This is a genomic window from uncultured Aquitalea sp. (assembly GCF_945957525.1).
GTDB lineage: Bacteria > Pseudomonadota > Gammaproteobacteria > Burkholderiales > Chromobacteriaceae > Aquitalea.
In genome coordinates, this window is sequence record NZ_CAMFLA010000012.1 from 114,679 (window position 1) to 138,270 (window position 23,592).

A 23,592-nucleotide genomic window follows, 5' to 3' on the forward strand; every position below is an offset into this window, starting at 1 on the left:
CGCTTCGGCTAACCCTCGCGTGTCATGCGCCCTGCAAGCTTCACGCCTAAGCTTGATCACGACCGCTTGATGGCGGTCAAATGCCGGATGGCATAAGACGGGGAAGATGCCTTCCCTTGTCGCGGCCCGTCATGGCAAGCGCCGTGTGCGGGACGCACGGGACGCGCCGTGCCGCGAGGAGGTCGCCTGTGAGCAAGCCTTGCGTAACGGCGGCCGTTACTGTGGCCCAAGCAGTTTGCTTTGCCAGCAAGCGCCTTAACATGAAAACAGACTCAAGCAGGTTGCGCCCAGCCCGCCCCCAGCCGTTGCCGGCGTCGATGACGCCGTTTGCCGGGCGGGCGGCTGCCCTGCAGGACACGCCAACATGACGCCAGAACAACAAACCGCGGTGGAGGGCTTGCTGCGCAGCCACGCCGCCGCGCCAGGCGGCCTTTTGCCGCTGTTGCACGCGGTACAGGATCAACTGGGCTATCTGCCGCCGGCCGCCGTGCCGCTGATCGCCAGCGCTTTCAACCGCACTCGCGCCGAAATCGAAGGCGTCATCAGTTTCTATCACGATTTCCATACCGAACCGCCCGCGCGCCACACTTTGCGTTTGTGCCGGGCAGAGGCCTGTCAATGCATGGGAGGCGAAGCGCTGGCCGCGCAACTGCGCGACAGCCTGGGCCTGCCTGACGAGGGCGTCAGCGCGGACGGCGAGCTGGGCCTCATCCCGGTGTACTGCCTGGGCGCTTGCGCCTGCGCGCCGGCGCTGGAATTGGACGGCCGGCTGCATGCCCGCGTGACGCCGGACAAGCTGCGGCAATTGCTGCAAGGCCTCAAGGGCGGGGAGGGCGCATGCTGACTGTCTACATTCCCATGGATTCCGTCGCCTGCGCCGTGGGCGCGGACGACGTCGCGCAAAGGTTTGCCGAAGAGGCGGCGCGGCGCGGCATGGCGCTGGATATCCGCCGCACCAGTTCGCGCGGCCTGTTCTGGCTGGAGCCGCTGGTGGAGGTGGACACCCCGCACGGGCGGGCAGGTTTTCGCACGGTGACGCCGGAGGATGTGTCCGGCCTGCTGGCCATCGACATGGCCGCCGTGCGGGATCACCTTTTGTCCATCGGGCTGGTGGATGAACTGCCCTACCTGAAGAGCCAGCAGCGCTTGTTGTTTGCCCGCGCCGGCCTTACCCGGCCCTTGTCGCTGGATGATTATCTGGCCGCCGGAGGGTATCAGGGGCTGGAGAAAGCGGCCGCCATGAGCGGCGACGACATCGTCGCCAATGTCCTGGATTCCGGCCTGCGCGGCCGGGGCGGCGCGGCCTTTCCCGCCGGCATCAAATGGCGCACCGTGCGTCAGGCCGGTGCGGACAGCAAATACGTGGTGTGCAACGCTGACGAAGGCGACTCCGGCAGTTTTGCCGACCGCATGTTGATGGAGGGCGACCCCTTCCTGTTGCTGGAAGGCATGACCATCGCCGGGCTGGCGGTGGGGGCCACCCGGGGCTACATCTATGTGCGCTCCGAATACGCGCCGGCCATCGCCGTGCTGCGCCAGGCCATCGTCATTGCCCGGGAACACGGTTATCTCGGCGACAACGTGGCCCACGGCGGCCACGATTTCGATATCGAAGTGCGCGAAGGCGCGGGGGCCTACATCTGCGGCGAGGAAACCTCGTTGCTGGAATCACTGGAAGGCAAGCGCGGCACGGTGCGGGCCAAGCCGCCGCTGCCGGCGTTGCAGGGCCTCTTCGGCCAACCTACGCTGGTGCACAACGTATTGTCGCTGGCCTCCGTGCCGCTGATCCTGGCGCGCGGGGCGGCTTGGTATCGCAATTTCGGCATGGGCAGATCGCTGGGCACCATGGCCTTTCAGCTGGCCGGCAATGTGCGGCGCGGCGGCTTGGTGGAGCGGGCCTTCGGCCTGACCTTGCGCGAGCTGGTGCTGGATTACGGCGGCGGTACCGCCAGCGGCCGTCCGCTGAAGGCGGTGCAGCTGGGCGGCCCGCTGGGCGCCTGGATTCCGCCCTCCCTGCTGGACACCCCGCTGGATTACGAAGCACTGGCCGCCATTGGCGCCATGCTGGGGCACGGCGGCGCGGTGCTGGCGGACGATACGGTGGACATGGGGCGCATGGCGCGCTTCGCCATGCGGTTTTGCGCCATAGAGTCCTGCGGCAAGTGCACGCCCTGTCGCATCGGCTCCACGCGCGGCGTGGAAGTGATAGACCGCTTGCTGGCGGCTGGCAACGCCGAGGAGAAATCCCGGCAACATGCTTTGCTGGATGACCTCTGCCTCACCATGCAACATGGCTCGCTCTGCGCGCTGGGCGGCATGACGCCCTTTCCGGTGCAAAGCGCCCTCAAGTACTTTCCCGCCGATTTCGGCCTGACTTCCCAGGAGAACGCACAATGAGCTGCGCCTGTTCCTCCCGCGAGCCGGATCGCGGCACGCCGGCCCGCGCCGGCGAAGCCAGCATCACCCTCAACATTGATGGACGTGATATCAGCGTGCCGGCCGGCACCTCGGTCATGCATGCGGCCAGCCTGCTGGATACCCCCATTCCCAAGCTTTGCGCCACCGACAGCCTGGAGCCGTTTGGCTCTTGCCGCATGTGTCTGGTGGAAATCGACGGTCATCGCGGCTACCCCGCTTCCTGCACCACGCCGGTGTCGCCCGGCATGGTGGTGCGCACCCAGAGCGAAGCGCTGGCAGCACTGCGTCGCGGCGTGATGGAGCTGTACATCTCCGATCATCCGCTGGACTGCCTCACCTGTTCGGCCAACGGCAATTGCGAGCTGCAAACCGTGGCCGGGCAAGTGGGCTTGCGCGAGGTGCGCTACGGCTTTGAAGGCGAGGGGCACTTGCAGGAAACCAAGGATTGCTCCAATCCGTATTTCGATTACGACCCCTCCAAGTGCATTGTCTGCAACCGCTGCGTGCGCGCTTGTGAAGAGGTGCAGGGCACGTTTGCGCTGACCATCGCCGGCCGGGGCTTCGAGTCCCGCGTCAGAGCGGCGGGCGGGCCGGATTTTCTCGGTTCGGAATGCGTGTCTTGCGGCGCATGCGTTGATGCCTGCCCCACTGCTACGCTGATGGAAAAGAGCGTCATCCAGTGGGGTCAGCCGGATCGCAGCGTCACCACCACCTGCGCTTATTGCGGCGTGGGCTGCTCGTTCAAGGCGGAAGTGAAGGGCAACCGCGTAGTACGCATGGCGCCGGACAAGAACGGCCAGGCCAACCACGGCCACGCCTGCGTCAAGGGTCGCTTCGCCTGGGGCTACGCCAGCCACCCGGACCGCATCACCAAACCCATGATCCGCAAGAGCATCCAGGACCCGTGGCGCGAAGTGAGTTGGGAAGAAGCGCTGGCTTACGCCGCCGGAGAGTTCCGCCGACTGCAGCAACAGTACGGCCGCGAGGCGGTGGGCGGCATCACCTCCAGCCGCTGTACCAATGAAGAAACCTATCTGGTGCAGAAGCTGGTGCGCGCCGCTTTCGGCAACAACAATGTGGACACCTGCGCCCGCGTTTGCCATTCGCCCACTGGTTATGGTCTCAAGCAAACGCTGGGCGAATCGGCCGGCACGCAAAGTTTCGATTCCGTGATGCAAGCCGATGTAATCATGGTGGTGGGCGCCAACCCCACCGATGCGCATCCCGTGTTCGGCTCGCGCCTGCGCCGCCGTTTGCGCGAGGGGGCCAGCCTGATCGTGGTGGACCCGCGCCGCATCGACCTGGTGGACACCCCACATGGCCGCGCCAGCCATCATCTGGCGCTGCGCCCTGGCACCAACGTGGCCATGCTCAACGCGCTGGCCCACGTCATTGTCAGCGAAGGGCTGGTGGACGAAACCTTCGTCGCCGAACGTTGCGAAGCGGAGGCTTTCCGTCGCTGGCGTGATTTTGTCGCCCAGCCGGCGCAGTCGCCGGAAGCCGTCGCCGGGGTGTGCGGCGTGGCGGCGGAAGACATCCGCGCCGCCGCCCGCTTGTACGCCAATGCCGGCAACGCCGCCATCTATTACGGTCTGGGCGTTACCGAGCATAGCCAGGGCAGCACGGCGGTGATGGCCATCGCCAATCTCGCCATGGCCACCGGCAATATCGGTCGCGAGGGCGTGGGGGTGAACCCCCTGCGCGGGCAGAACAACGTGCAGGGCTCCTGCGATATGGGTTCCTTCCCGCACGAACTGCCGGGCTACCGCCATGTCTCGGACGGTAGCGTGCGCGGTCTGTTCGAGTCGGCCTGGGGCGTGGCCTTGCAGGCCGAGCCGGGGCTGCGCATTCCCAATATGTTCGAAGCGGCGCTGGACGGCAGCTTCAAGGGCCTGTACTGCCAGGGCGAGGACATCGCCCAGAGCGACCCCAACACCCAGCATGTCACTGCCGCCCTGTCCGCCATGGAGTGCGTGGTGGTACAGGACATCTTCCTCAATGAAACCGCCCGTTTTGCCCATGTGTTCCTGCCCGGCAGCTCCTTCCTGGAGAAGGATGGCACCTTCACCAATGCCGAGCGCCGCATCTCCCGCGTCCGCAAGGTGATGGAGCCGCTGGGCGGCAAGGCGGATTGGGAAGTCACCATCGCTCTGGCCGAAGCACTGGGCTACGCCATGCCGTATCGCCACCCGTCCGACATCATGGACGAGATCGCCCGGCTCACGCCCAGCTTCCACGGCGTCAGCTATCGCAAGCTGGACCAGCATGGCAGCCTGCAATGGCCCTGCAACGACAGCGCGCCGGAGGGCACCGTCACCATGCACGTTGACCGCTTCGTGCGCGGCGAAGGGCATTTCATGGTAACCCGCTATGTGCCGACCGAGGAAAAGGTCAATGCGCGTTACCCGCTGATCCTGACTACCGGCCGCATTCTCAGTCAGTACAACGTCGGCGCGCAGACTCGCCGCACCGACAATGTGGCCTGGCATGAAGAGGACCGGCTGGAGATCCATCCCAGCGACGCAGAACAACGCGGCATCGCCGATGGCGACTGGGTGGGCGTGGCCAGCCGCTCTGGCGATACCGTGCTGCGCGCTCGCGTCAGCGAACGCATGGCGCCGGGCGTGGTGTACACCACGTTCCACTTTCCGGAATCCGGTGCCAACGTCATCACCACCGACAACTCCGACTGGGCGACCAACTGCCCGGAATACAAAGTGACGGCGGTGGAAGTGCTGCGTGTCAACGAGCCTTCCGTGTGGCAGCAACGCTATCGCGAATTCAGCAGCCAGCAACAGGCGCTGTTGGCCGAAAGGCGGCGGGCGGAAAAGGAGACCGGTCGATGAATATCGAACAACTGGTGCGCATGGCCAACCAGATCAGCCAGTTTTTTGACGGCGACGCCAGCGAGGCGGAAGCGGTGGCGGATATCCGTAATCATCTGCAACGCTTCTGGGCACCGTCGATGCGCGAGGCGCTCTGCGCCGCGCTGGCCGAGGGGCGGGCGGAGGGCTTGAGCCACAGCGCCAGACAGGCGGTGGCCGGGCTGGATCAAGGCGGATAGCAACCGCCCAGTGCTGATGGCGTCATGAGCGTAAAACAGGCCGTTGTCGCGTAAGCGATAACGGCCTGTTTGTCTGGGGCTCAGGGCAGATCCTATGGCCAAGCAGCCACGCGCGGCTCAGGCCAGATCGCGGATCAGGCTGGCCACCTTGGTTGTGATGATATCCACCGCCGGGTCGTTGGCGCCGTGCGGCAGGATCACGTCGGCAAAGCGTTTGGTGGGCTCGATGAACTGGTTGTGCATGGGGCGCACGGTGGACAGGTATTGGTCGATCACGCTGTCGGTGGTGCGGCCGCGTTCGGCGATGTCGCGCTTGAGGCGGCGGATGAAGCGCACGTCCGGATCGGTATCGACAAAAATCTTCAGCGACATCATCTCGCGCAGCGCGGCGTCGTACAGCGGAAACAGCCCTTCGATCACGATCACCGGCGCCGGCTGGATGGTGATGGTCTGCTCGGAACGGGTGTGATTGGCAAAATCGTATACCGGCATGTCAATGGCGCGGCCGTTGCGCAGATCGTCGATGTGCTCGATCAGCAAGGGCCAGTCGAAGGCGTGCGGGTGGTCGTAATTGGTGGCTAGCCGTTGTTCGAAGGTGAGGTGGCTCTGGTCTCGGTAGTAGTAGTCCTGCACGATGACCGCAGCCATATCGTCGCCGATGGTTTCCAGCACCTTGACCGTAACCGTGGTTTTGCCGCTGCCGCTGCCACCTGCAACGCCGATGATGAACGGTGTGGTCATGGGTACTGCCTTTCGGGATCGCAAAAAAACGCGCCATTTTAATGAGTTATGGCGCGTTGATCCATCAGTTTTGCGCTGTTTTTTTCCGTATTACTGTCCGCCGCTGCCAGCGGGAGGGCAGTAGCGCGGCAGCGGCGGAAACGGAAACCGCCGCGTCAGCCTTCCGCTTCGGCTTCGGCCAACCATTGCTGCATGGCCGGCAGCGCGCGCAGGTGGGCGGCGTAGCGGGCGGACAGCGCCGGCAGCGCCACATGATAGGTATGGAAACGCCAGACCACCGGCGCGAAGAAGGCATCGGCGATGCTGAACTCGCCAAACAGGAAGGGGCCTTGCGTCTGGTTGCGTTCCAGCTGGTGTTCCCACAAATCAACGATGCGCTCGATATCGGCCAGCGCCGCATCGGACAATGGCTTGCCCGGCAGGCTGGCGGTGACGTTCATTGGCAGCTCCTGGCGCAGGGCGGTGAAGCTAGAGTGCATTTCCGCCACCATGGAGCGGGCTTCGGCGCGCTGCGCGGCATCAAGCGGCCACAGCTTGCCGGGAAAACAGTCGGCCAGGTATTCGCAGATGGCGAGGCTGTCCCACACCGCCAATTGGCGGTCGCGCAGGAAAGGCACTTTGCCGGCCGGGTTGTAGGCAAGGATTTGCTGCTTGCTGTCGGCGCGACCCAGCGGGATGAGCACTTCTTCAAACGGCTCGCCCAGCATTTTCAGGGCGAGCCAGGGGCGCAGCGACCAGGAGGAAAGATTCTTGCTGCCAATGACAAGGGTAAACATGGTGGTGCTCCGGCGAGGTGGGGAATGCACCATGGTAGCGGCTGGTACGCTGCAGGGGTAGAGAAAATGACAACGCCCTATCCGGAGGCAGGGCGTTGATGGGCAGCGGTTGCCAGCCGCTCTTAGTCGGCTTCGTCGATCCAGGCTTGCTGGATGGCTTCCAGCACGCGTTCGCCGCCGCGACTGTGATCGTCGTCGAAACCGGGCAGGCTGACCACCCAGTTGTGCAGATCAACAAAACGGACGGTTGTCGGGTCCACGTCCGGGTAGGTGTCGGCCAGTTCGATGGCGATGTCGTTAACGTCGGTCCATTTCATCTTGGTGCTCCAGAGGCGGCATGAGCATGCGCGGTTTGCCGGTGTGTTGTCGGCAGCCGACGCATGGCGCGGCGGTTCTCAACGGGCGTGCGCGATCAGCGGCGGATCGCGCGCGTTTTCAGTGATGCTCGCGGGCGTGGTTGATGGTGTAACGCGGGATTTCCACCACCAGGTCTTCCTCGCCGATCACGGCCTGGCAGGACAGGCGGGACTGGGCTTCCAGCCCCCATGCTTTGTCCAGCATGTCTTCTTCCAGTTCGTCCGCGTCGTTCAGCGAATCGAAACCCTCGCGTACAATGCAGTGGCAGGTAGTGCAGGCACAGGACAGTTCGCAGGCGTGCTCGATTTCGATGTCGTGTTCCAGCAGCACTTCGCAGATGTTCTTGCCGGTTTCGGCGTTGTCGATGACCGCCCCATCGGGGCAGAGGTCGGCATGGGGCAGCACGATCAGGCGTGGCATGAAAAATCCTTATAGCTCGGCAATGTTCTGGCCCTTGAGGGCGCGCTGGATGTTGCGGTCCATGCGGCGGGCGGCAAAGTCTTCGGTCACCTTGTTGAGGTGATGCGTGGCCTGGTTCACCTGGCGGGTGTCGTCGGCGGCGATGGCTTCGGCGATGGCGGCAAGGGCTGTGTCCACCAACTGGCGCTCGTCTTCGGCCAACAGGTCGCCGTCGCTGGCCAGGGCGGAGACGGTGGCGTCGCGCAGGCTTTCCGCATCCACCACGGCTTCGCGCAGCTTGCGCGCTTCGATGTCGTCCTGCACATGGCTGAGCGATTCGGTCAGCATGCGGCTGATGTCTTCGTCGCCCAGGCCGTAGGACGGTTTGACTTCGATGCTGGCCTCCACGCCGCTGGTCATTTCGCGGGCGGAGACGGCCAGTAGGCCGTCGGCGTCTACTTGGAAGGTGATGCGGATGCGCGCCGCGCCGGCCACCATGGGCGGGATGCCTCGCAGCACAAAGTGCGCCAGGCTGCGGCAATCGGAGATCAGCTCGCGCTCCCCTTGCACCACGTGGATGGACATGGCGGTCTGGCCGTCCTTGAAGGTGGTGAACTCCTGCGCGCGCGCCACCGGGATGGTGCTGTTGCGCGGGATGATCTTTTCCGCCAGGCCACCCATGGTTTCAATGCCCAGCGACAGCGGAATCACATCCAGCAGCAGCCATTCGTCGTCGGTTTTGTTGCCCACCAGTACATTGGCCTGGATGGCCGCGCCCAGCGCCACCACCTTGTCCGGGTCGAGGTTGGTCAGCGGAGGTTGGCCGAAGAAGTCGCCCACCGCTTTTTGCACGTGGGGCATGCGGGTGGCGCCGCCCACCATCACCACGCCCTTGACGTCTTCAGCCTGGATGCCGGCGTCGCGCAGTGCTTTGCGCACCGGCAGCAGGGTCTTGTCGACCAGGGTTTTGGTGATCTGGCGGAAGGTGGCCTGATCCAGCGTCAGGTCGATGGCCTGGCCATCGGACAACAGTGCGGTGACTCGGGTATCGAGGTGCTCGGTCAGCGCCTCCTTGGCTTCGCGAGCGCGGGTGAGAAGCAGGCGGCCGTCTTGCGCCGACAGGCCGTGCAGGCCTGCCTGCTCGAGAATCCAGCAGTACACGCGATGGTCGAAGTCGTCGCCGCCCAGCGCGGAGTCGCCGCTGGTGGCCATCACTTCGAAGACACCGCGAGTGAGCTTGAGAATGGAGATGTCGAAGGTGCCGCCACCCAGGTCGTACACCACATAGGTGCCTTCTGCGCCGTTGTCCAGACCATAAGCAATGGCAGCGGCGGTGGGTTCGTTCAGCAGGCGCAGCACATTGAGGCCGGCCAGACGCGCGGCGTCCTTGGTGGCCTGGCGCTGCGCGTCGTCGAAATAGGCGGGCACGGTGATGACGGCGCCAGTGAGTTCGCCGCCCAGCGCCGATTCCGCCCTGGTCTTGAGCGCGCGCAGAATGTCGGCCGATACTTCCACCGGGCTTTTCACGCCGGCGCGGGTTTGCAGCTGCAGCATGCCCGGCGCGTCCACGAAGCGGTAGGGCAGGGCGGGCGCGTCCTTGATGTCCTTCACGCTGCGGCCCATGAAGCGCTTGACTGAAGAGATGGTGTTCTGCGCGTCGCGGGTCTGCTCGCTTTGCGCTTCATGCCCCACCACGGTTTCACCGTTCTGCAGGTAGCGCACCACGGACGGCAGCAGGCTGCGGCCGAATTCGTCGGCCAGCACGGCGGCGGAGCCGCTGCGTACGGTGGCCACCAGCGAATTGGTGGTGCCAAGATCGATGCCTACCGCCAGGCGGTGTTCATGCGGCGCGGCGGACAGACCGGGTTCGGCGATTTGCAGTAGGGCCATGACTCGTCTTTATTGTTGTGGAGGGTAAACGGCGCGCTCAGCCCAGCAGGCTTTCGATGGCGTCGCCGATCTCCTGTTCCAGTTTTTCCAGAAAGCGCAATTTTCTCACCAGAAGCGCGGCGGCGTCCAAGTCCGGGGCCGTATCCAGCGCGACGGCCAGTTCGGCAACCCGCTCGCGCATCTCGTCGCGCAAACGGGCGGACAGCGCATCCAGCGCTTCCACCTCGCCGCTGTCGCGGGCGTCTTCGATGCTTTCGCGCCACTCCATTTGCGCCATGAGGAAGTCCGCCGGCATGCTGGTATTGGTTTCTTCGCCGGTATCCACGCCTTGCAGCGACAGCAGGTAACGGCCGCGATTCACTGGGTTCTTGAGGGTCTGGTAGGCCTCGTTGACGCGCGTGGCCATCATCAGCGCCACGCGTTTTTCCGCTTCGGGGCGGCTGGCGTGACGATCGGGATGCACTTCGGCGGCGGCGGTGCGCCAGGCGTGGTCAAGACGCTCGGTATCCAGCGCGAAAGCGCGCGGCAGGCCCAGCAGGGAGAAGAAATCCTGAGTGAAGTCGGTTGTCATCAGCGAAAAGGCGGGCGCAAGTGCGAGTGGGAATGGTCGGCAACCAGATAGCGGCAGCCGACCCGGCAAGGATCAGACGTTGAAGCTCTCGCCGCAACCGCACTCGTTCTTCACATTGGGATTGTTGAACTTGAAGCCTTCGTTCAAGCCTTCCTTGGTGTAGTCGAGTTCGGTGCCGTCGATGTAGGCCAGGCTCTTGGCATCGGTAAACACCTTGACGCCATGGCTTTCGAAGGCGATGTCTTCATCGTTGGCGACATCGACGAATTCCAGCTTGTAAGCCATGCCGGAACAGCCCGAGGTCTTGACGCCCAGGCGAATGCCGAGGCCCTTGCCGCGTTTGCTGATGAACTGGCTAACGTGGCGCGCTGCGGTTTCGGAAAGCGTGATGGCCATGATGCGTCCTTACTTGCCGTGTTTTTGCTTGTAGTCTGTCACTGCGGCCTTGATGGCGTCTTCGGCCAGGATGGAGCAGTGGATTTTCACCGGCGGCAGCGCCAGTTCTTCGGCGATGGCGGTGTTCTTGATGGACAGCGCTTCGTCCAGCGACTTGCCCTTCACCCATTCAGTCACCAGCGAAGACGATGCGATGGCGGAACCGCAGCCATAGGTTTTGAACTTGGCGTCTTCGATCACGCCGTCGGCGTTGACCTTGATCTGCAGTTTCATCACGTCGCCGCAGGCCGGGGCGCCCACCATGCCGGTGCCCACGCTGTCGTCGCCCTTGTCGAAGGAACCCACGTTGCGGGGGTTCTCGTAGTGATCCATTACCTTGTCGCTGTATGCCATGTTTTCTCTCCTGCCGCTCCGGCCGCCCCGCTATCGTTCAGGGTTGGCCGAAGCTGATCTGTACTGTCAGTGGGCTGCCCACTGCACCGAGTTGATGTCGACGCCGTCCTTGAACATTTCCCACAGCGGAGAGAGTTCGCGCAGCTTGCCGATCTTGTCTTTCAGCAGCTTGATGGCGTAGTCGATTTCTTCTTCGGTGGTGAAGCGGCCGATGGTGAAGCGGATGGAGCTGTGCGCCATTTCGTCGCTGCGGCCCAGCGCGCGCAGCACGTAGGACGGTTCCAGCGAAGCGGAGGTGCAGGCGGAGCCGCTGGATACGGCCAGATCCTTGATCGCCATGATCAGGCTTTCGCCTTCCACGAAGTTGAAGCTCACGTTGAGGTTGTGCGGCACGCGTTGTTCTTCGTCGCCGTTGATGTACACCTCTTCCATGTCCTTGATGCCGTTCCACAGGCGATCGCGCAACATGCGGATGCGTTCGCTTTCGGCATCCATGTCTTCACGGGCGATGCGGAAGGCTTCGCCCATGCCGACGATCTGGTGGGTAGGCAGGGTGCCGGAGCGGAAGCCGCGCTCATGACCGCCGCCGTGCATTTGCGCTTCCAGGCGCACGCGCGGTTTGCGACGGATGTACAGCGCGCCGATGCCCTTGGGGCCATACACCTTGTGAGCGGACAGGCTCATCAGGTCTACCTTGAGGGTGGATAGGTCGATCTTGACCTTGCCCGGTGCCTGAGTGGCGTCCACGTGGAATATGATGCCCTTCTCGCGGCAGATTTCGCCGATTTGCGGGATGTCCTGGATCACGCCGATTTCGTTGTTCACATACATCACCGACACAAGGATGGTGTCGGGACGGATGGCGGCCTTGAATGCTTCCATGTCGATCAGGCCGTTTTCCTGCACGCCCAGATAGGTAACGTCAAAGCCCTGGCGTTCGAGTTCGCGACAGGTGTCCAGCACGGCCTTGTGTTCGGTTTTCACCGTGATGATGTGCTTGCCGCGCGTCTTGTAGAACATGGCCGCGCCCTTGATGGCGAGGTTGTCCGACTCGGTGGCGCCGGAAGTCCACACGATTTCCTTCGGGTCGGCGTTGAGCAGTCGGGCCACTTCGGCGCGCGCATTCTCTACCGCTTCTTCCGCCTCCCAGCCGAAGCTGTGGCTGCGCGACGCCGGATTGCCGAACTTGTCGGTCAGATAGGTGATCATCTTTTCGGCGACGCGCGGATCTACCGGCGTGGTGGCCGAGTAGTCGAGGTAAATCGGAAGCTTGAGGCTCATCAGTATTCTCCGTGGCAAGGACAGGGCGGATCAGGCGGCGCTGGCGGCTGAAGCCGACGAGCGGGGGCTGCTTTCGCGCTTGTCCTGTAATACATTGGTTTCTTTGGCCGACTCTTTGGCGCGCTGCTGCTCCACCAGATCGCCCAGGCTAACCTTGGACAGGTAGTCGAAGATGGTGGCGTTGAGCGTGGTCCACAAGTCGTGGGTCATGCAGCGATGGTTGTCATGACAGTTCTCGCGCCCGCCGCACTGGGTGGCGTCAACGGGTTCGTCGACGGCGGAGATGATGTCGGCAACGGAAATGTCAGGCGGGATCTTGGCCAGCGTGTAACCGCCGCCCGGGCCGCGCACGCTGTCCACCAGCTCGGCGCGGCGCAGTTTGCCGAAGAGCTGTTCCAGATAGGAGAGCGAAATGCTTTGGCGTTCGCTGATGCCGGCCAGAGTGACCGGGCCGTTGGATTCGCGCATGGCAAGATCCAGCATGGCGGTCACGGCGAAGCGGCCTTTGGTGGTCAGACGCATGATGAAGTACTCCGATTTGGGTGGTTGCAGCCATTATACCCAATTCCCGAGTATTTTGGTCAACTTTTTCGGCAGTGCCCCGGGGCCGACTGTCACGGCGCGGTGCAGCGGAATGTCCAGCCTGCTGGGGCAAAGTTGATAATTTTACTAGGTTTATGCCTGCTTGGGGCATTAGTTTCGATAGCGAACAGGGGCTGGTGTATTATTCGTTCAAACGCCCGTTTGGGCATGCCGACAAGCGCGATCCCGCCGTTTGCAACCTGCCGGTTGCTGTAGGCCGGGCGCAACAGACGTGATCACGCCAGTCGGCACATGAATTCAAGAAGAGACATGCATATGAAGAAAGTGGTCATCAGCGGCAGCGGATTGTTCACCCCGCCCAATGCCGTTAGCAATGAAGAGCTGGTCGAGGCCTTCAACGCCTACGTCAACAACTGGAATCGCGACAATGCGTCGGCCATCGAGGCTGGAGAGCTGGAGCCGCTGGCCGAGTCCAGCGCCGAGTTCATTCTCAAGGCCTCCGGCATCCGCCAGCGCTTTCTGATGGACAAGTCTGGTGTGCTGGATCCGGCGCGCATGGCGCCCTTCCTGCCGGAGCGCGGCAACGAAGAGCTCTCCGTTCAGGCGGAAATGGGCGTGGCGGCCGCGCGCGAGGCGATGCAGGCGGCAGGCAGGTTGGCCGAAGATATCGATATGGTGCTGGTGGCGTGCTCCAACATGCAGCGGCCCTATCCGGCGGTATCCATCGAGATCCAGCAAGCTCTGGGCATCAATGGTTATGGTTTCGACATGAATGTGGCCTGCTCCTCCGCCACGTTCGGTATCCAGACCGCTGTCAACGCAGTGCAAAGCGGCCAGGCCCGCGCCGTGCTGGTGATCAGCCCGGAAATCTGTTCCGCGCATCTCAATTTCCGCGACCGCGACAGTCACTTCATCTTCGGCGATGCCTGCACTGCAGTGGTGGTGGAGGCTGCGGACAGCGCCGTGTCCGCCAAGCGCTTTGAAGTGCTGGGCACGCGCCTTGCTACAGTGTTTTCCAACAATATCCGCAACAATTTCGGCTTTCTCAATCGTTGCGACGAGCGCGGTATCGGTCAGCCCGACAAGCTGTTTGTGCAGCAGGGGCGCAAGGTGTTCAAAGAAGTTTGTCCGATGGTGGGTGAGCACATCGTCGGCCATCTGGAGTCGCTGGATATCGCGCCGTCAGGGGTGGGGCGCTTCTGGTTGCATCAGGCCAATCTGTCGATGAACCACTTGATCTCCCGTCGCGTGCTGGGCCGTGAAGCCAGCGAAGCGGAAGCGCCGGTGATTCTGGACCGTTATGCCAACACCAGTTCAGCGGGTTCCATCATCGCTTTCCACTTGCACGGCGACGGGCTGGCCGCAGGAGACGTGGGCGTGATCTGTTCCTTTGGCGCGGGTTACTCGGTAGGCAGTGTTGTGGTGAAAAAGTGCTAGATTTGGCGGGCGGGTAATGTGTTGGCACAAATACCCGCCGCAAAAACAGTGATCGTGCTTGTCAAAAAGCGCGTCTCTGCATAATGTATCCGCCCATGGCGGTCCTCAGGATCGCCCGGGCCGAATCATAAGAAAATGAAGTCTGTACAAAGGAAAAGGAAAGAAACATGCAAGCTGCTAAGAAAATGCTGCTGGCTGCAAGCCTGATCGCCGGCGCCTCCATGGCCGCCCAGGCTGCTGGTACTCTCATTTACTGCTCGGAAGCCAGCCCGGAAGGTTTTGATTCCGCCCAGTTTACCGGTGGCAACACTTTCGATGCCGCCGGCCACGCCATGTTCAACCGTCTGGTTGAATTCGAACACGGCTCCACCAAGGCCGTGCCGGGCCTGGCCGAATCCTGGTCCGTATCCCCGGATGGCAAGACCTACACCTTCAAGCTGCGCAAGGGCGTGAAGTTCCACACCACCGACTACTTCAAGCCGACCCGCGAATTCAACGCGGACGACGTGGTGTTTACCTTCATGCGGATGTTCGACAAGAACCATCCCTTCCGCAAGGCTTACAACGTTGAATTCCCGTACGCTTCCGACACCGGTCTTGACGCCAACGTCGCCTCTGTCGAGAAGGTCGATCCCTACACCGTCAAGTTCAACCTGAAGAACCCGGACTCCGACCTGGTGATCAAGATCGCCATGCCCTTCGCCTCCATCCAGTCCGCCGAGTACGCCGACAAGCTGATGAAAGACGGCAAGGCTTCCCAGATCAACCAACTGCCGGTAGGCACCGGTCCGTTCGTGTTCAAGCGTTACCAGAAGGACGCCCAGATCCGTTACGCGGCCAACAAGGACTACTGGAAGAAGGGTGAAGTGAAGGTGGACAACCTCGTGTTCGCCATCACCACCGACGCTTCCGTGCGTTATCAGAAGATGAAGGCCGGCGAGTGCCACATCATGTCCTATCCGCGTCCGACCGATCTGGCCGCCATGAAGACCGATCCGGCGCTGAAGATGATGACTGCGCCGGGCTTCAACATCGGTTACCTCGCTTACAACGTCGAAAAGCCGCAGTTCAAGAAACTGGAAGTGCGTCAGGCGCTGGATATGGCCATCAACCGCAAGGCCATCATCGATGCCGTGTATCAGGGTCAGGGTCAGGAAGCCTCCAACCCGTTCCCGGCTTCTCTGTGGTCCTACAACAAGAGCCTGAAGAACGCCCCGTACGATGTGGCCAAGGCCAAGGCGCTGCTGGCCAAGGCCGGCTATCCGAACGGCTTTGAAATGAACCTGTGGGCCATGCCGGTTCAGCGTCCGTACAACCCGAACGCCAAGCTGATGGCCGAAATGATCCAGGCCGACTGGGCCAAGATCGGCGTGAAGGCCAAGATCGTTACCTACGAATGGGGCGAATACCTCAAACGCATGAAGAACGGCGAGCATGACGCCGGCCTGATCGGCTGGACCGGCGACTACGCCAGCCCGGACAACTTCCTCGGCGTTCTGCTCACTTGTGAAGCCGTTGGCGGTTCCAACTACGCCCGCTACTGCAACAAGGACTTCGACAGCCTGGTGCTGAAGGCTCGCACCACCAGCGACGTGAAAGAACGCACCAAGCTGTACATGAAGGCTCAGGAAATCTTCAAGCGCGATCTGCCGTGGTCCACCATCGCTCACTCGACTGTCAATCAGCCGATGCGCAAGGAAGTCAACGGCTTCAAGATCAGCCCGTTCGGCGATTACACCTTCCAGGGTGTCAGCGTCAAATAAGGTCTGAGGCTTTCCCGCAGGGGAAAGCTGCCGTCATCGGGGGCGCATGCGCCCCCGATGTCTTGCCTGCAATGCCTGCCCCATCCGTCCGCAAAGAGACGGAAGGCAGTGTCCGGTCCGCCTGGCGGCGGGGCGGAAACGCCAGATAGAGAAACAGAGTCGATGTCGCGGCCGCCAGGCCGTGGCATTGTGGTGGTCGGGATTGACCTGCGTCAAAGTCGCCCTGTAGGGCGGGTGCTATCTTGGCATCCGTCGCGGCAGAAGGCGCAACTGATGTAGGTGGGTGGTTCAGTTGCCGTCTTCTGTCCGACACCTTCCCGTGTCCTTCCCTGTTGTTTCTCGCGTTTCCTTCCCCTGTCTTGCTCCGGATCTCCCTCGGGTCTTATCGCGGCGTCGCGTCGTCACAAGCATTCGCGTCGCACAGGAGAAGTACACATGTTGTCTTTCATCTTTCGAAGGCTGGGCCTCCTGGTACCCACGTTCTTCGGCATCACCCTGCTGACCTTTGGCCTCATCCGCATGATTCCCGGCGACCCCGTGGAAGTGATGGTGGGCGAGCGCTCGCTGGATCCGCAAATGCACGCGGAAGCGATGCACCGTCTGGGTCTGGACAAGCCGCTCTACGCGCAATATCTCGATTACATCGGCAATCTGGCGCACGGCAATCTGGGCGAGTCGCTGGTAACCAAAACCAGCGTCTGGACCGAATTCAAGACCTTGTTCCCCGCCACGCTGGAACTGGCGCTGGCCGCCATGCTGTTTGCTGCGGTGTTTGGTCTGCTGGCCGGCGTGGTCGCCGCCATCAAGCGCGGTTCAATTTTCGATCATGGCGTGATGGGTATTTCTCTCACTGGCTTTTCCATGCCGATCTTCTGGTGGGGCCTGATCCTGATCATGTTCTTCTCGGTCAAGCTGGGCTGGACGCCGGTATCCGGCCGTCTTGATCTGGCCTTTGATATCGCGCCCAGAACCGGCTTCATGCTGGTCGACACCTGGTTGGCCGAAGCGGCCGATCCTTCGGCCAACGCAGGGGCCTTCAAGGACGCGGTGATGCACCTGATCCTGCCGGCCATCGTGCTGGGCACCATTCCGCTGGCGGTGATCGCGCGGATGACTCGCTCCTCCATGCTGGAAGTGCTGCGCGAAGACTACGTGCGCACCGCGCGCGCCAAGGGCCTGTCGCCGGCGCGCGTCATCTTCATTCACACCCTGCGCAACGCGCTGATCCCCGTGTTGACCGTCATCGGCCTGCAAGTGGGCACGCTGATGGGCGGCGCAGTGCTGACGGAAACCATCTTCTCCTGGCCGGGCATCGGCAAATGGCTGATCGACGCCATCGGCCGCCGCGACTATCCGGTGGTGCAGAACGGCATCCTGATCGTGGCCACGCTGGTGATCGTCACCAACTTCATCGTGGACATCCTCTACGGCGTCGCCAATCCGCGCATCCGTCACGCCAAATAACGCTAGCAGGTAAGCTCAATGACTAATGCTAAGACTACGACCGCAGCGTCGGCGGTTGAGGATCAGGCGCTGACCTATCCCTCGCCGTTCAAGGAATTCTGGCAAGGCTTCGCCCACAACAAGGGCGCCGTGGCCGGGCTGCTTTTCATGACCATCGTCACCTTGTGCGCCATTCTCGCGCCGCTGGTGGCACCGCATAACCCGATCGAGCAGTTCCGCGAGCATCTGCTGCAACCGCCGGTGTGGCTGGACGGCGGCAGCGCCTCTTTCTTGCTGGGCACGGACGAACTGGGTCGGGATATCCTCTCGCGCTTGATCTACGGTGCGCGCCTGTCGCTGTTCATCGGCCTGTGCTCGGTGGTGATGGCGCTGTTGCCAGGGGTGATCCTGGGCCTGCTGGCGGCTTTCTTTCCCAAGAGCCTGGGCAGCGTGATCATGCGCCTGATGGACATCATGATGGCCTTGCCCTCGCTGCTGCTGGCCGTGGCCATCATGGCCATTCTCGGGCCTGGCTTGCTCAACGCCATGATCGCCATCGCCACGGTATCGCTCCCGGCCTATGTGCGCTTGACGCGCGCCTCGGCCATGACGGAGCTCAATCGCGACTACGTCACCGCTTCGCGCGTAGCCGGCGCCGGCTTGTGGCGCCAGATGTTCATCACCGTGCTGCCCAACTGCATGGCGCCGCTGATCGTGCATGCCACCATGAGTTTCTCGTCCGCCATCCTCGAGATCGCCGCGCTGGGCTTCTTGGGCTTGGGCGTGCAACCGCCGACGCCGGAGTGGGGCACCATGCTGGCGTCCGCCCGCGATTACATCGAACGTGCTTGGTGGGTGGTGTCCTTGCCGGGCTTGACCATTCTGTTGTCGGTGCTGGCCATCAACCTGATGGGCGACGGCCTGCGCGACGCGCTTGACCCGAAACTGAAGCGCGCCGCCTGAGGAGAGGAAGCATGAGTCTGCTGGAAATCAAGAACCTCTCGGTGGAGTTCGGTTCGGAAAAGAACCCCTTCCGCGCTGTGGAAGGGCTGGACCTCACGGTCAATCAGGGCGAGATCGTCGGCATTGTCGGCGAATCCGGCTCTGGCAAATCCGTCACCATGATGGCCATGATGGGCTTGCTGGAAGGGCAGGGCCGCATTGTGGCGGATACCCTGCAATTCGACGGCAAGAACCTGCTCACCATTTCGGCGCGCGAGCGTCGCAAGATCGTGGGCAAGGACATTGCCATGATCTTCCAGGACCCGATGACGTCGCTGAACCCCAGCTACACCGTTGGCTACCAGATCATGGAAGTGCTGAAACTGCACCAAGGCCTGCGCGGAGCGGCTTTGAAGCAGCGCGCGCTGGAACTGATGGAAATGGTGGAAATCCCGGCGGCGGCAACTCGTCTGGCCGCCTATCCGCACCAGCTGTCCGGCGGTATGAGCCAGCGCGTGGTGATCGCCATGGCCATCGCCTGTAATCCCAAGCTGCTGATCGCCGACGAACCCACCACTGCGCTGGACGTTACCATTCAGGCGCAGATCATGGATCTGCTGGTCAATTTGCAGAAGAGCCAGAACATGGCCCTGATCATGATCACCCACGATTTGGCGGTGGTCGCCGAGGTGGCGCACCGCGTGGCGGTGATGTACGCCGGCCAGGTGGCCGAGTTGGCCGAAGTGCCGGGCATCTTCCGTCATCCGTCCCATCCGTACACCGAGGCGTTGCTGTCGTCGATTCCGGAGCACAGCAAGGGCGCGCATCGCCTGTCCACCCTGCCGGGCATCGTGCCGGGTCAGTACGACCGTCCGACCGGTTGCCTGTTGTCGCCGCGTTGTCCGTACGTCAAGGACGACTGCAAGACCCGGCGACCGGGTCTGACCGCTGTTGAGGGTGGCGTTGTGCGCTGCCACTACCCGATCTCGGCCAGGGAGGCATGATGAGTACCGTACTGCAAGCGCGGGATCTGACCCGCTACTACGATGTGAACCAGGGTTTTCTCAAGCCCCCGGCCCAGGTCAAGGCGCTTAATGGCGTGTCGTTCGAACTGCAGGCCGGCAAGACGCTGGCGGTGGTGGGCGAGTCCGGTTGCGGCAAGTCCACTCTGGCGCGCCAGCTCACCCTGATCGAGGCCCCCACCTCCGGTTCGCTGCTGCTGGACGGGCAGGATGCCGCCCAGGCAGGCAAGGCAGGGCTGAAGGCCATGCGCACCAAGGTGCAGATGGTGTTCCAGAACCCCTATGCCTCGCTCAACCCACGCCAGAAGATCGGCACCCAGTTGGGTGAGCCGCTGGCCATCAATACCAGCCTGTCTTCGGCCGAGCGCGAAGAGCGTGTGCGCGCCATGATGAAGCGCGTGGGTCTGCGCCCGGAGCACTACTACCGTTATCCGCACATGTTCTCCGGCGGCCAGCGCCAGCGCATCGCCATCGCACGCGCCATGATGCTCAACCCCAAGATCGTGGTGGCGGACGAACCCACCTCGGCGCTGGACGTGTCCATCCAGGCTCAAGTGCTCAATCTGTTCATGGATCTGCAGGACGAGTTCAATACGGCCTATGTGTTCATCTCGCACAACCTGGCGGTGGTGGAGCACGTGGCTGACGACCTGATGGTGATGTACCTGGGCCGCGCGGTGGAAGTCGGCGCCAAGGAAACCATCTACTCGCGTCCCTTGCATCCGTATACCCAGGCGCTGCTCTCGGCCACGCCTTCCATTCATCCGGAAGACCGTCGCGTCAAGATCAAGATCCAGGGTGAGCTGCCCAGTCCGCTCAATCCGCCCAGTGGTTGCGCCTTCCACAAGCGCTGCCCGCACGCGACTGAGCGTTGCAAGAGCGAAGTGCCGCAATTGCGCGAGCTGGAGCAGCGCATGATCGCCTGTCACCGGGCCGAAGACATCAACGTCTGATGCGCCTTGGCGGTGCATGAAGGTGTCTGACAAGGCCGGGGAAACCCGGCCTTTCTTGCTTCCTGCACCGGGATGGACTGCAATAAGGACAGGCGTGTCGCAAAAACGATCATTCATGACGCCATTTTTGCGCAGTGCAGCAAAAATGGCTTTACCCACTTTGACGAGCGAGATACAGTCGCCATGGCACACACACACCGAGGAAAAAGAGAAGTGAAGCGAGCCGTGTATGCCGGAAGCTTTGATCCGGTCACCAACGGGCATCTGTGGATGATCCGCGAGGCCGTCGAACTGTTCGACGAGTTGATCGTGGCCGTTGGCGTGAACCCGGAAAAGCACTGTACCTTCAGTGTGGAGGAGCGCGTGGAAATGCTGCGCGCCGTTACGCGCGGCTATAACAAGCTGCGCGTGGATGTGTTCGAAAACCAGTTCCTGGTGAATTACGCGCAAAGCATCGGCGCCAACTACATCATCCGCGGCATCCGCACCGCCAGCGATTACGAGTACGAGCGCACCATGCGCTACATCAACTCCGATCTGCATCCGGACATCACCACCATTTTCCTGCTGCCCCCGCGCGAATACGCGGAAGTCTCCTCCACCATGGTGAAGGGGCTGGTCGGTCCGCGCGGTTGGGAAAACATGATCCGCCAATACTTGCCCGAGCCGGTCTATCGCAAGCTCATCGCCATGTACGGCATTCAGAGCTGAACCGATACCGGACTTGCTGCCGCGCGCGCCTGCCGATAAGCTGGCGCGCGTTTGTTTTTGCGGGGAACACCCCATCAAGGATTGCCATGCCAGACGTTTCCGCCTTCACCAATCGCCTGCAGAAAAACTACAAGCACCTCGCCAAATGGGCGCGTCGCCAAGGGCTGGACGCCTGGCGCGCCTACGACAAGGACGTGCCGCAGTTTCCCTTCGCCGTTGATCTCTACGGCGACCGCGTGCATCTGCAGGAGTACGACACCGGCTGGGAAATGGAGGATGACGAATATCGCGACTGGATTCAGTCGGTAGTGGAAGGCATTGCCACAGTCACCGGCATCGTCCCCGAACGCGTCGCGCTCAAAAGCCGTCGCCGACAGAAGGGGGTCAGCCAGTATGAAAAACTGGGCAGTGCCGGCGAAGATTTCATCGTCGAAGAGTTCGGCCAACGGTTCATTGTCAATCTGGAAGCCTACCTCGATACCGGCCTGTTTCTCGATCACCGCAATACTCGCAAGCGCGTGCGGGAAGAGGCCGCCGGCAAGCGTTTCCTCAATCTGTTCGCCTACACCGGCAGTTTCACTGTGTACGCCGCCAACGGCGGGGCTGTCAGTTCGGAAACGGTGGACATGTCCAACACCTATCAGGACTGGTCGCGCCGCAATTTCGAACTCAACGGTCTGGACGCCGACCGGCACCAACTGGTGCGCGCTGATGTGTTCCAGTATCTGGAAGACGCCGTTGACGCCGGCAAGCGTTTCGATCTCATCGTGATGGACCCGCCCACCTTCTCCAATTCCAAGAAGATGCAGGACATCCTCGACGTGCAGCGCGACCACGTCTGGCTTATCGACTACGCCATGGCGCTACTCGCGCCGGGCGGCACGCTGTATTTCTCCAACAATCTGCGCAGTTTCGAGCTGGACGACAGGTTGGCCGAAGACTATCTGATCCGCGACATCAGCGCCCAGTCGGTACCGGAAGATTTCCGCAACCGCAAGATCCACCAGTGCTGGCAACTGCGCCGCAAGGAAAACTGACATGCCGCAAATTACGCTTGAATACACCGAAGGCTTGCAGCTGGACGTTCGGCTAACCCTGCTGGCGCTCAATCAGGCGCTAGTGGACACCGGCCTGTTTCAGCCCGGCGACATCAAGTCGCGCGCGGTGCGCCGCGAACAGTGGCTAACCGGGCTGGAAGCCGGCACGGCCCCCTTCGTTCATTTGCAGCTGGCCATTCTCACCGGACGCGATCTGCCCGCCCGGCAGCGCCTTTCCGCCGCCATCCTGCCGGTTCTGCAAGCGCAGGTGAATGGCCCGGTCGGCACCCAGCTATGCGTGGAAGTGCGTGAAATGGACAAGGACAGCTACGCCAAAACGATACTCTGAGCGGCGGCGCTCTCATCATCAGGATGGCAGGGTGCAATGCGCCTGATAGGAATTTTCCATTAGCGCTGGTCTTGCTTTCTTTCATACTGCAGCAATCTTCCCTGCATTACACCATCAGCCTCAAGGGCAGGAGAACAGCATGGCCTACGTCAACATCACAGGCGACACCTTCAACAGCATCGTCGACAAGGGCGGTGTGGTACTGCTCGATTTCTGGGCCGAGTGGTGCGGTCCTTGCAAAATGTTCGGGCCGGTATTCGAAGCGGCAGCAGAAAAACATCCGGATGTGGTGTTCGGCAAAATTGATACCGAGCAAGAGCAAGAACTGGCCGCCCACTTCCAGATCCGCTCCATTCCCACCCTCATGGCTATCAAGGACGGCATCATCGTCTTCAATCAGTCCGGTGCGATGATGGCGGGCCAGCTGGAGCAACTCGTCCAGGCTGTGCGTGATCTGGACATGGACAAGGTTCGCGCCGATATCGCCGCACAAGACCAGTAAGCTCCGCGCATTCTTCTCTATATCTTCACTATATAGAGAACCGGGTATGCAGAACCGGACCGACGCCAGGCCTCATGCCCGATGCGCCCGACCCCAAGCCCCTCGCAAGAGGGGCTTTTGTTTTGCGGTTTGCCGAAGGTGGGTGTTGGCGCGCATGCGCAATGCCTGATTGGTGCGGAGGGCGTGCGGGGTGACATCTTGCGCCCGACCTGTTGTGTGTTCCTTATCCTGCGTGTCCCTTATCCGGCCGTCTCTCCTCAGCCGCTCATGCCGCCTGTCTATATATAAGCTCCCATACAGAGCCCGGCCCAAGGTTGGCCGAAGGGTGTCTTCCGCCCGTCAGGGGCGGCTTCCGCCATCGGCAGCCAGGTTTCGCGGGTTTCCCCCTCCCGAGACGGGGAATTCCCCCGTTTCCATCGCCCATCCCCAGGCAAAGCTGCCCCTCATAGCCCGCCCAACAAGGTCCACGCGCTGGCGGATCGAAGAATCATGACGGGCCGGTTAAAACGAAACCGTTGCGGATCAAGGGTTTGGGTTGAGGCGGGCGGGGGCGAGTCGCTTTTTCTCAAAATACCTGTTGACGGAGGTTGGGGCGGGGGGTATA

At 62.2% G+C, this 23,592-nt stretch carries 24 protein-coding genes; 14 read left to right on the plus strand and 10 right to left on the minus strand.

Annotated elements, in window-relative coordinates; genetic code table 11:
• The first annotated feature begins 364 nt into the window (after positions 1-364).
• The 4 genes from Q0P52_RS12900 to Q0P52_RS12915 are packed head-to-tail and all read left to right on the plus strand — an operon-like array spanning position 365 to position 5,482.
• Positions 365-844, plus strand: coding sequence for a formate dehydrogenase subunit gamma (locus Q0P52_RS12900; RefSeq protein ID WP_293762857.1), 480 nt, complete (start codon positions 365-367; stop codon positions 842-844).
• Positions 838-2,397 (plus strand): NADH-quinone oxidoreductase subunit NuoF, encoded by a 1,560-nt coding sequence (locus Q0P52_RS12905; RefSeq protein ID WP_293762855.1) that lies wholly within the window; start codon positions 838-840, stop codon positions 2,395-2,397. The genes Q0P52_RS12900 and Q0P52_RS12905 overlap by 7 nt, the downstream gene beginning before the upstream one ends.
• Positions 2,394-5,264 (plus strand): formate dehydrogenase subunit alpha, encoded by a 2,871-nt coding sequence (fdhF, locus tag Q0P52_RS12910; protein ID WP_293762852.1) that lies wholly within the window; start codon positions 2,394-2,396, stop codon positions 5,262-5,264. The genes Q0P52_RS12905 and fdhF overlap by 4 nt, the downstream gene beginning before the upstream one ends.
• Positions 5,261-5,482, plus strand: a complete 222-nt coding sequence (locus Q0P52_RS12915) for a formate dehydrogenase subunit delta (RefSeq protein ID WP_293762849.1) — start codon at positions 5,261-5,263, stop codon at positions 5,480-5,482. Before fdhF ends, Q0P52_RS12915 begins: the two co-directional genes overlap by 4 nt.
• A 117-nt stretch (positions 5,483-5,599) precedes the next feature.
• Here Q0P52_RS12915 and udk read toward each other — a convergent pair whose 3' ends face one another.
• The 10 genes from udk to iscR form a co-directional block, all read right to left on the minus strand.
• Positions 5,600-6,223 (minus strand): uridine kinase, encoded by a 624-nt coding sequence (gene udk, locus Q0P52_RS12920; RefSeq protein ID WP_293762846.1) that lies wholly within the window; start codon positions 6,221-6,223, stop codon positions 5,600-5,602.
• A 155-nt stretch (positions 6,224-6,378) separates the two neighbouring features.
• Positions 6,379-6,999, minus strand: coding sequence for a glutathione S-transferase family protein (locus Q0P52_RS12925; RefSeq protein ID WP_293762843.1), 621 nt, complete (start codon positions 6,997-6,999; stop codon positions 6,379-6,381).
• A gap of 122 nt (positions 7,000-7,121) precedes the next feature.
• Positions 7,122-7,316: a Fe-S cluster assembly protein IscX gene (gene iscX, locus Q0P52_RS12930; protein WP_293762840.1), complete on the minus strand. Its 195-nt coding sequence runs from the start codon at positions 7,314-7,316 to the stop codon at positions 7,122-7,124.
• A 118-nt stretch (positions 7,317-7,434) separates the two neighbouring features.
• The gene (fdx, locus tag Q0P52_RS12935; protein WP_293762837.1) at positions 7,435-7,776 is read right to left on the minus strand and encodes an ISC system 2Fe-2S type ferredoxin; all 342 of its coding nucleotides are present in this window, start codon (positions 7,774-7,776) and stop codon (positions 7,435-7,437) included.
• 9 nt (positions 7,777-7,785) lie between these two features.
• Positions 7,786-9,645, minus strand: a complete 1,860-nt coding sequence (gene hscA / locus Q0P52_RS12940) for a Fe-S protein assembly chaperone HscA (protein WP_293762835.1) — start codon at positions 9,643-9,645, stop codon at positions 7,786-7,788.
• Between the two features lie 37 nt (positions 9,646-9,682).
• Positions 9,683-10,216, minus strand: a complete 534-nt coding sequence (gene hscB, locus Q0P52_RS12945; RefSeq protein ID WP_293762833.1) for a Fe-S protein assembly co-chaperone HscB — start codon at positions 10,214-10,216, stop codon at positions 9,683-9,685.
• Between the two features lie 72 nt (positions 10,217-10,288).
• Complete coding sequence (gene iscA, locus Q0P52_RS12950; RefSeq protein WP_293762831.1) at positions 10,289-10,612, minus strand: iron-sulfur cluster assembly protein IscA; 324 nt, start codon at positions 10,610-10,612, stop codon at positions 10,289-10,291.
• 9 nt (positions 10,613-10,621) lie between these two features.
• Positions 10,622-11,005, minus strand: coding sequence for a Fe-S cluster assembly scaffold IscU (gene iscU, locus Q0P52_RS12955; RefSeq protein ID WP_293762828.1), 384 nt, complete (start codon positions 11,003-11,005; stop codon positions 10,622-10,624).
• Between the two features lie 66 nt (positions 11,006-11,071).
• Complete coding sequence (locus Q0P52_RS12960; protein ID WP_293762826.1) at positions 11,072-12,286, minus strand: IscS subfamily cysteine desulfurase; 1,215 nt, start codon at positions 12,284-12,286, stop codon at positions 11,072-11,074.
• A 30-nt stretch (positions 12,287-12,316) separates the two neighbouring features.
• Entirely contained in the window at positions 12,317-12,808 is a 492-nt protein-coding gene (iscR, locus tag Q0P52_RS12965) for a Fe-S cluster assembly transcriptional regulator IscR (RefSeq protein ID WP_293762824.1), read from the minus strand.
• Between the two features lie 336 nt (positions 12,809-13,144).
• Between iscR and Q0P52_RS12970 the strand changes: the two genes are divergently transcribed.
• The 10 genes from Q0P52_RS12970 (at position 13,145) to trxA (ending at position 22,988) form a co-directional block, all read left to right on the plus strand.
• The gene (locus Q0P52_RS12970) at positions 13,145-14,266 is read left to right on the plus strand and encodes a beta-ketoacyl-ACP synthase III (protein WP_293762822.1); all 1,122 of its coding nucleotides are present in this window, start codon (positions 13,145-13,147) and stop codon (positions 14,264-14,266) included.
• A 167-nt stretch (positions 14,267-14,433) separates the two neighbouring features.
• The gene (locus Q0P52_RS12975) at positions 14,434-16,029 is read left to right on the plus strand and encodes an ABC transporter substrate-binding protein (RefSeq protein ID WP_293762819.1); all 1,596 of its coding nucleotides are present in this window, start codon (positions 14,434-14,436) and stop codon (positions 16,027-16,029) included.
• A 435-nt stretch (positions 16,030-16,464) separates the two neighbouring features.
• Positions 16,465-17,493, plus strand: coding sequence for an ABC transporter permease subunit (locus tag Q0P52_RS12980; protein ID WP_293762817.1), 1,029 nt, complete (start codon positions 16,465-16,467; stop codon positions 17,491-17,493).
• Between the two features lie 18 nt (positions 17,494-17,511).
• Positions 17,512-18,435: an ABC transporter permease subunit gene (locus Q0P52_RS12985; protein WP_293762815.1), complete on the plus strand. Its 924-nt coding sequence runs from the start codon at positions 17,512-17,514 to the stop codon at positions 18,433-18,435.
• A gap of 11 nt (positions 18,436-18,446) precedes the next feature.
• The gene (locus Q0P52_RS12990; protein WP_293762812.1) at positions 18,447-19,418 is read left to right on the plus strand and encodes an oligopeptide/dipeptide ABC transporter ATP-binding protein; all 972 of its coding nucleotides are present in this window, start codon (positions 18,447-18,449) and stop codon (positions 19,416-19,418) included.
• Positions 19,418-20,389 (plus strand): peptide ABC transporter ATP-binding protein, encoded by a 972-nt coding sequence (locus Q0P52_RS12995; RefSeq protein ID WP_293762809.1) that lies wholly within the window; start codon positions 19,418-19,420, stop codon positions 20,387-20,389. Before Q0P52_RS12990 ends, Q0P52_RS12995 begins: the two co-directional genes overlap by 1 nt.
• 183 nt (positions 20,390-20,572) lie before the next feature.
• Complete coding sequence (coaD, locus tag Q0P52_RS13000; protein WP_293762806.1) at positions 20,573-21,100, plus strand: pantetheine-phosphate adenylyltransferase; 528 nt, start codon at positions 20,573-20,575, stop codon at positions 21,098-21,100.
• Positions 21,101-21,186: 86 nt separating this feature from the next.
• A complete protein-coding gene (locus Q0P52_RS13005) occupies positions 21,187-22,137 on the plus strand; it encodes a class I SAM-dependent methyltransferase (RefSeq protein WP_293762803.1) in 951 nt (316 codons plus the stop codon).
• Between the two features lies 1 nt (position 22,138).
• Entirely contained in the window at positions 22,139-22,486 is a 348-nt protein-coding gene (locus tag Q0P52_RS13010) for a 5-carboxymethyl-2-hydroxymuconate Delta-isomerase (protein WP_293762800.1), read from the plus strand.
• A 139-nt stretch (positions 22,487-22,625) separates the two neighbouring features.
• Complete coding sequence (gene trxA / locus Q0P52_RS13015; RefSeq protein ID WP_293762798.1) at positions 22,626-22,988, plus strand: thioredoxin; 363 nt, start codon at positions 22,626-22,628, stop codon at positions 22,986-22,988.
• The last annotated feature ends 604 nt before the right edge of the window (positions 22,989-23,592 follow it).

Bases quoted from the DNA above. Each gene is read 5' to 3' on its own strand.
- trxA (WP_293762798.1), top strand. From the start codon at position 22,626: ATGGCCTACGTCAACATCACAGGCGACACCTTCAACAGCATCGTCGAC.
- Q0P52_RS12900 (WP_293762857.1), top strand. From the start codon at position 365: ATGACGCCAGAACAACAAACCGCGGTGGAGGGCTTGCTGCGCAGCCAC.
- fdx (WP_293762837.1), bottom strand. From the start codon at position 7,776: ATGCCACGCCTGATCGTGCTGCCCCATGCCGACCTCTGCCCCGATGGG.
- Q0P52_RS12980 (WP_293762817.1), top strand. From the start codon at position 16,465: ATGTTGTCTTTCATCTTTCGAAGGCTGGGCCTCCTGGTACCCACGTTC.
- iscA (WP_293762831.1), bottom strand. From the start codon at position 10,612: ATGGCCATCACGCTTTCCGAAACCGCAGCGCGCCACGTTAGCCAGTTC.
- fdhF (WP_293762852.1), top strand. From the start codon at position 2,394: ATGAGCTGCGCCTGTTCCTCCCGCGAGCCGGATCGCGGCACGCCGGCC.
- Q0P52_RS12990 (WP_293762812.1), top strand. From the start codon at position 18,447: ATGAGTCTGCTGGAAATCAAGAACCTCTCGGTGGAGTTCGGTTCGGAA.
- Q0P52_RS12975 (WP_293762819.1), top strand. From the start codon at position 14,434: ATGCAAGCTGCTAAGAAAATGCTGCTGGCTGCAAGCCTGATCGCCGGC.
- Q0P52_RS12985 (WP_293762815.1), top strand. From the start codon at position 17,512: ATGACTAATGCTAAGACTACGACCGCAGCGTCGGCGGTTGAGGATCAG.
- hscB (WP_293762833.1), bottom strand. From the start codon at position 10,216: ATGACAACCGACTTCACTCAGGATTTCTTCTCCCTGCTGGGCCTGCCG.
- coaD (WP_293762806.1), top strand. From the start codon at position 20,573: ATGGCACACACACACCGAGGAAAAAGAGAAGTGAAGCGAGCCGTGTAT.
- iscX (WP_293762840.1), bottom strand. From the start codon at position 7,316: ATGAAATGGACCGACGTTAACGACATCGCCATCGAACTGGCCGACACC.
- Q0P52_RS12995 (WP_293762809.1), top strand. From the start codon at position 19,418: ATGAGTACCGTACTGCAAGCGCGGGATCTGACCCGCTACTACGATGTG.
- Q0P52_RS12960 (WP_293762826.1), bottom strand. From the start codon at position 12,286: ATGAGCCTCAAGCTTCCGATTTACCTCGACTACTCGGCCACCACGCCG.
- Q0P52_RS13005 (WP_293762803.1), top strand. From the start codon at position 21,187: ATGCCAGACGTTTCCGCCTTCACCAATCGCCTGCAGAAAAACTACAAG.
- Q0P52_RS13010 (WP_293762800.1), top strand. From the start codon at position 22,139: ATGCCGCAAATTACGCTTGAATACACCGAAGGCTTGCAGCTGGACGTT.
- iscU (WP_293762828.1), bottom strand. From the start codon at position 11,005: ATGGCATACAGCGACAAGGTAATGGATCACTACGAGAACCCCCGCAAC.
- hscA (WP_293762835.1), bottom strand. From the start codon at position 9,645: ATGGCCCTACTGCAAATCGCCGAACCCGGTCTGTCCGCCGCGCCGCAT.
- Q0P52_RS12925 (WP_293762843.1), bottom strand. From the start codon at position 6,999: ATGTTTACCCTTGTCATTGGCAGCAAGAATCTTTCCTCCTGGTCGCTG.
- Q0P52_RS12915 (WP_293762849.1), top strand. From the start codon at position 5,261: ATGAATATCGAACAACTGGTGCGCATGGCCAACCAGATCAGCCAGTTT.
- udk (WP_293762846.1), bottom strand. From the start codon at position 6,223: ATGACCACACCGTTCATCATCGGCGTTGCAGGTGGCAGCGGCAGCGGC.
- Q0P52_RS12905 (WP_293762855.1), top strand. From the start codon at position 838: ATGCTGACTGTCTACATTCCCATGGATTCCGTCGCCTGCGCCGTGGGC.
- Q0P52_RS12970 (WP_293762822.1), top strand. From the start codon at position 13,145: ATGAAGAAAGTGGTCATCAGCGGCAGCGGATTGTTCACCCCGCCCAAT.
- iscR (WP_293762824.1), bottom strand. From the start codon at position 12,808: ATGCGTCTGACCACCAAAGGCCGCTTCGCCGTGACCGCCATGCTGGAT.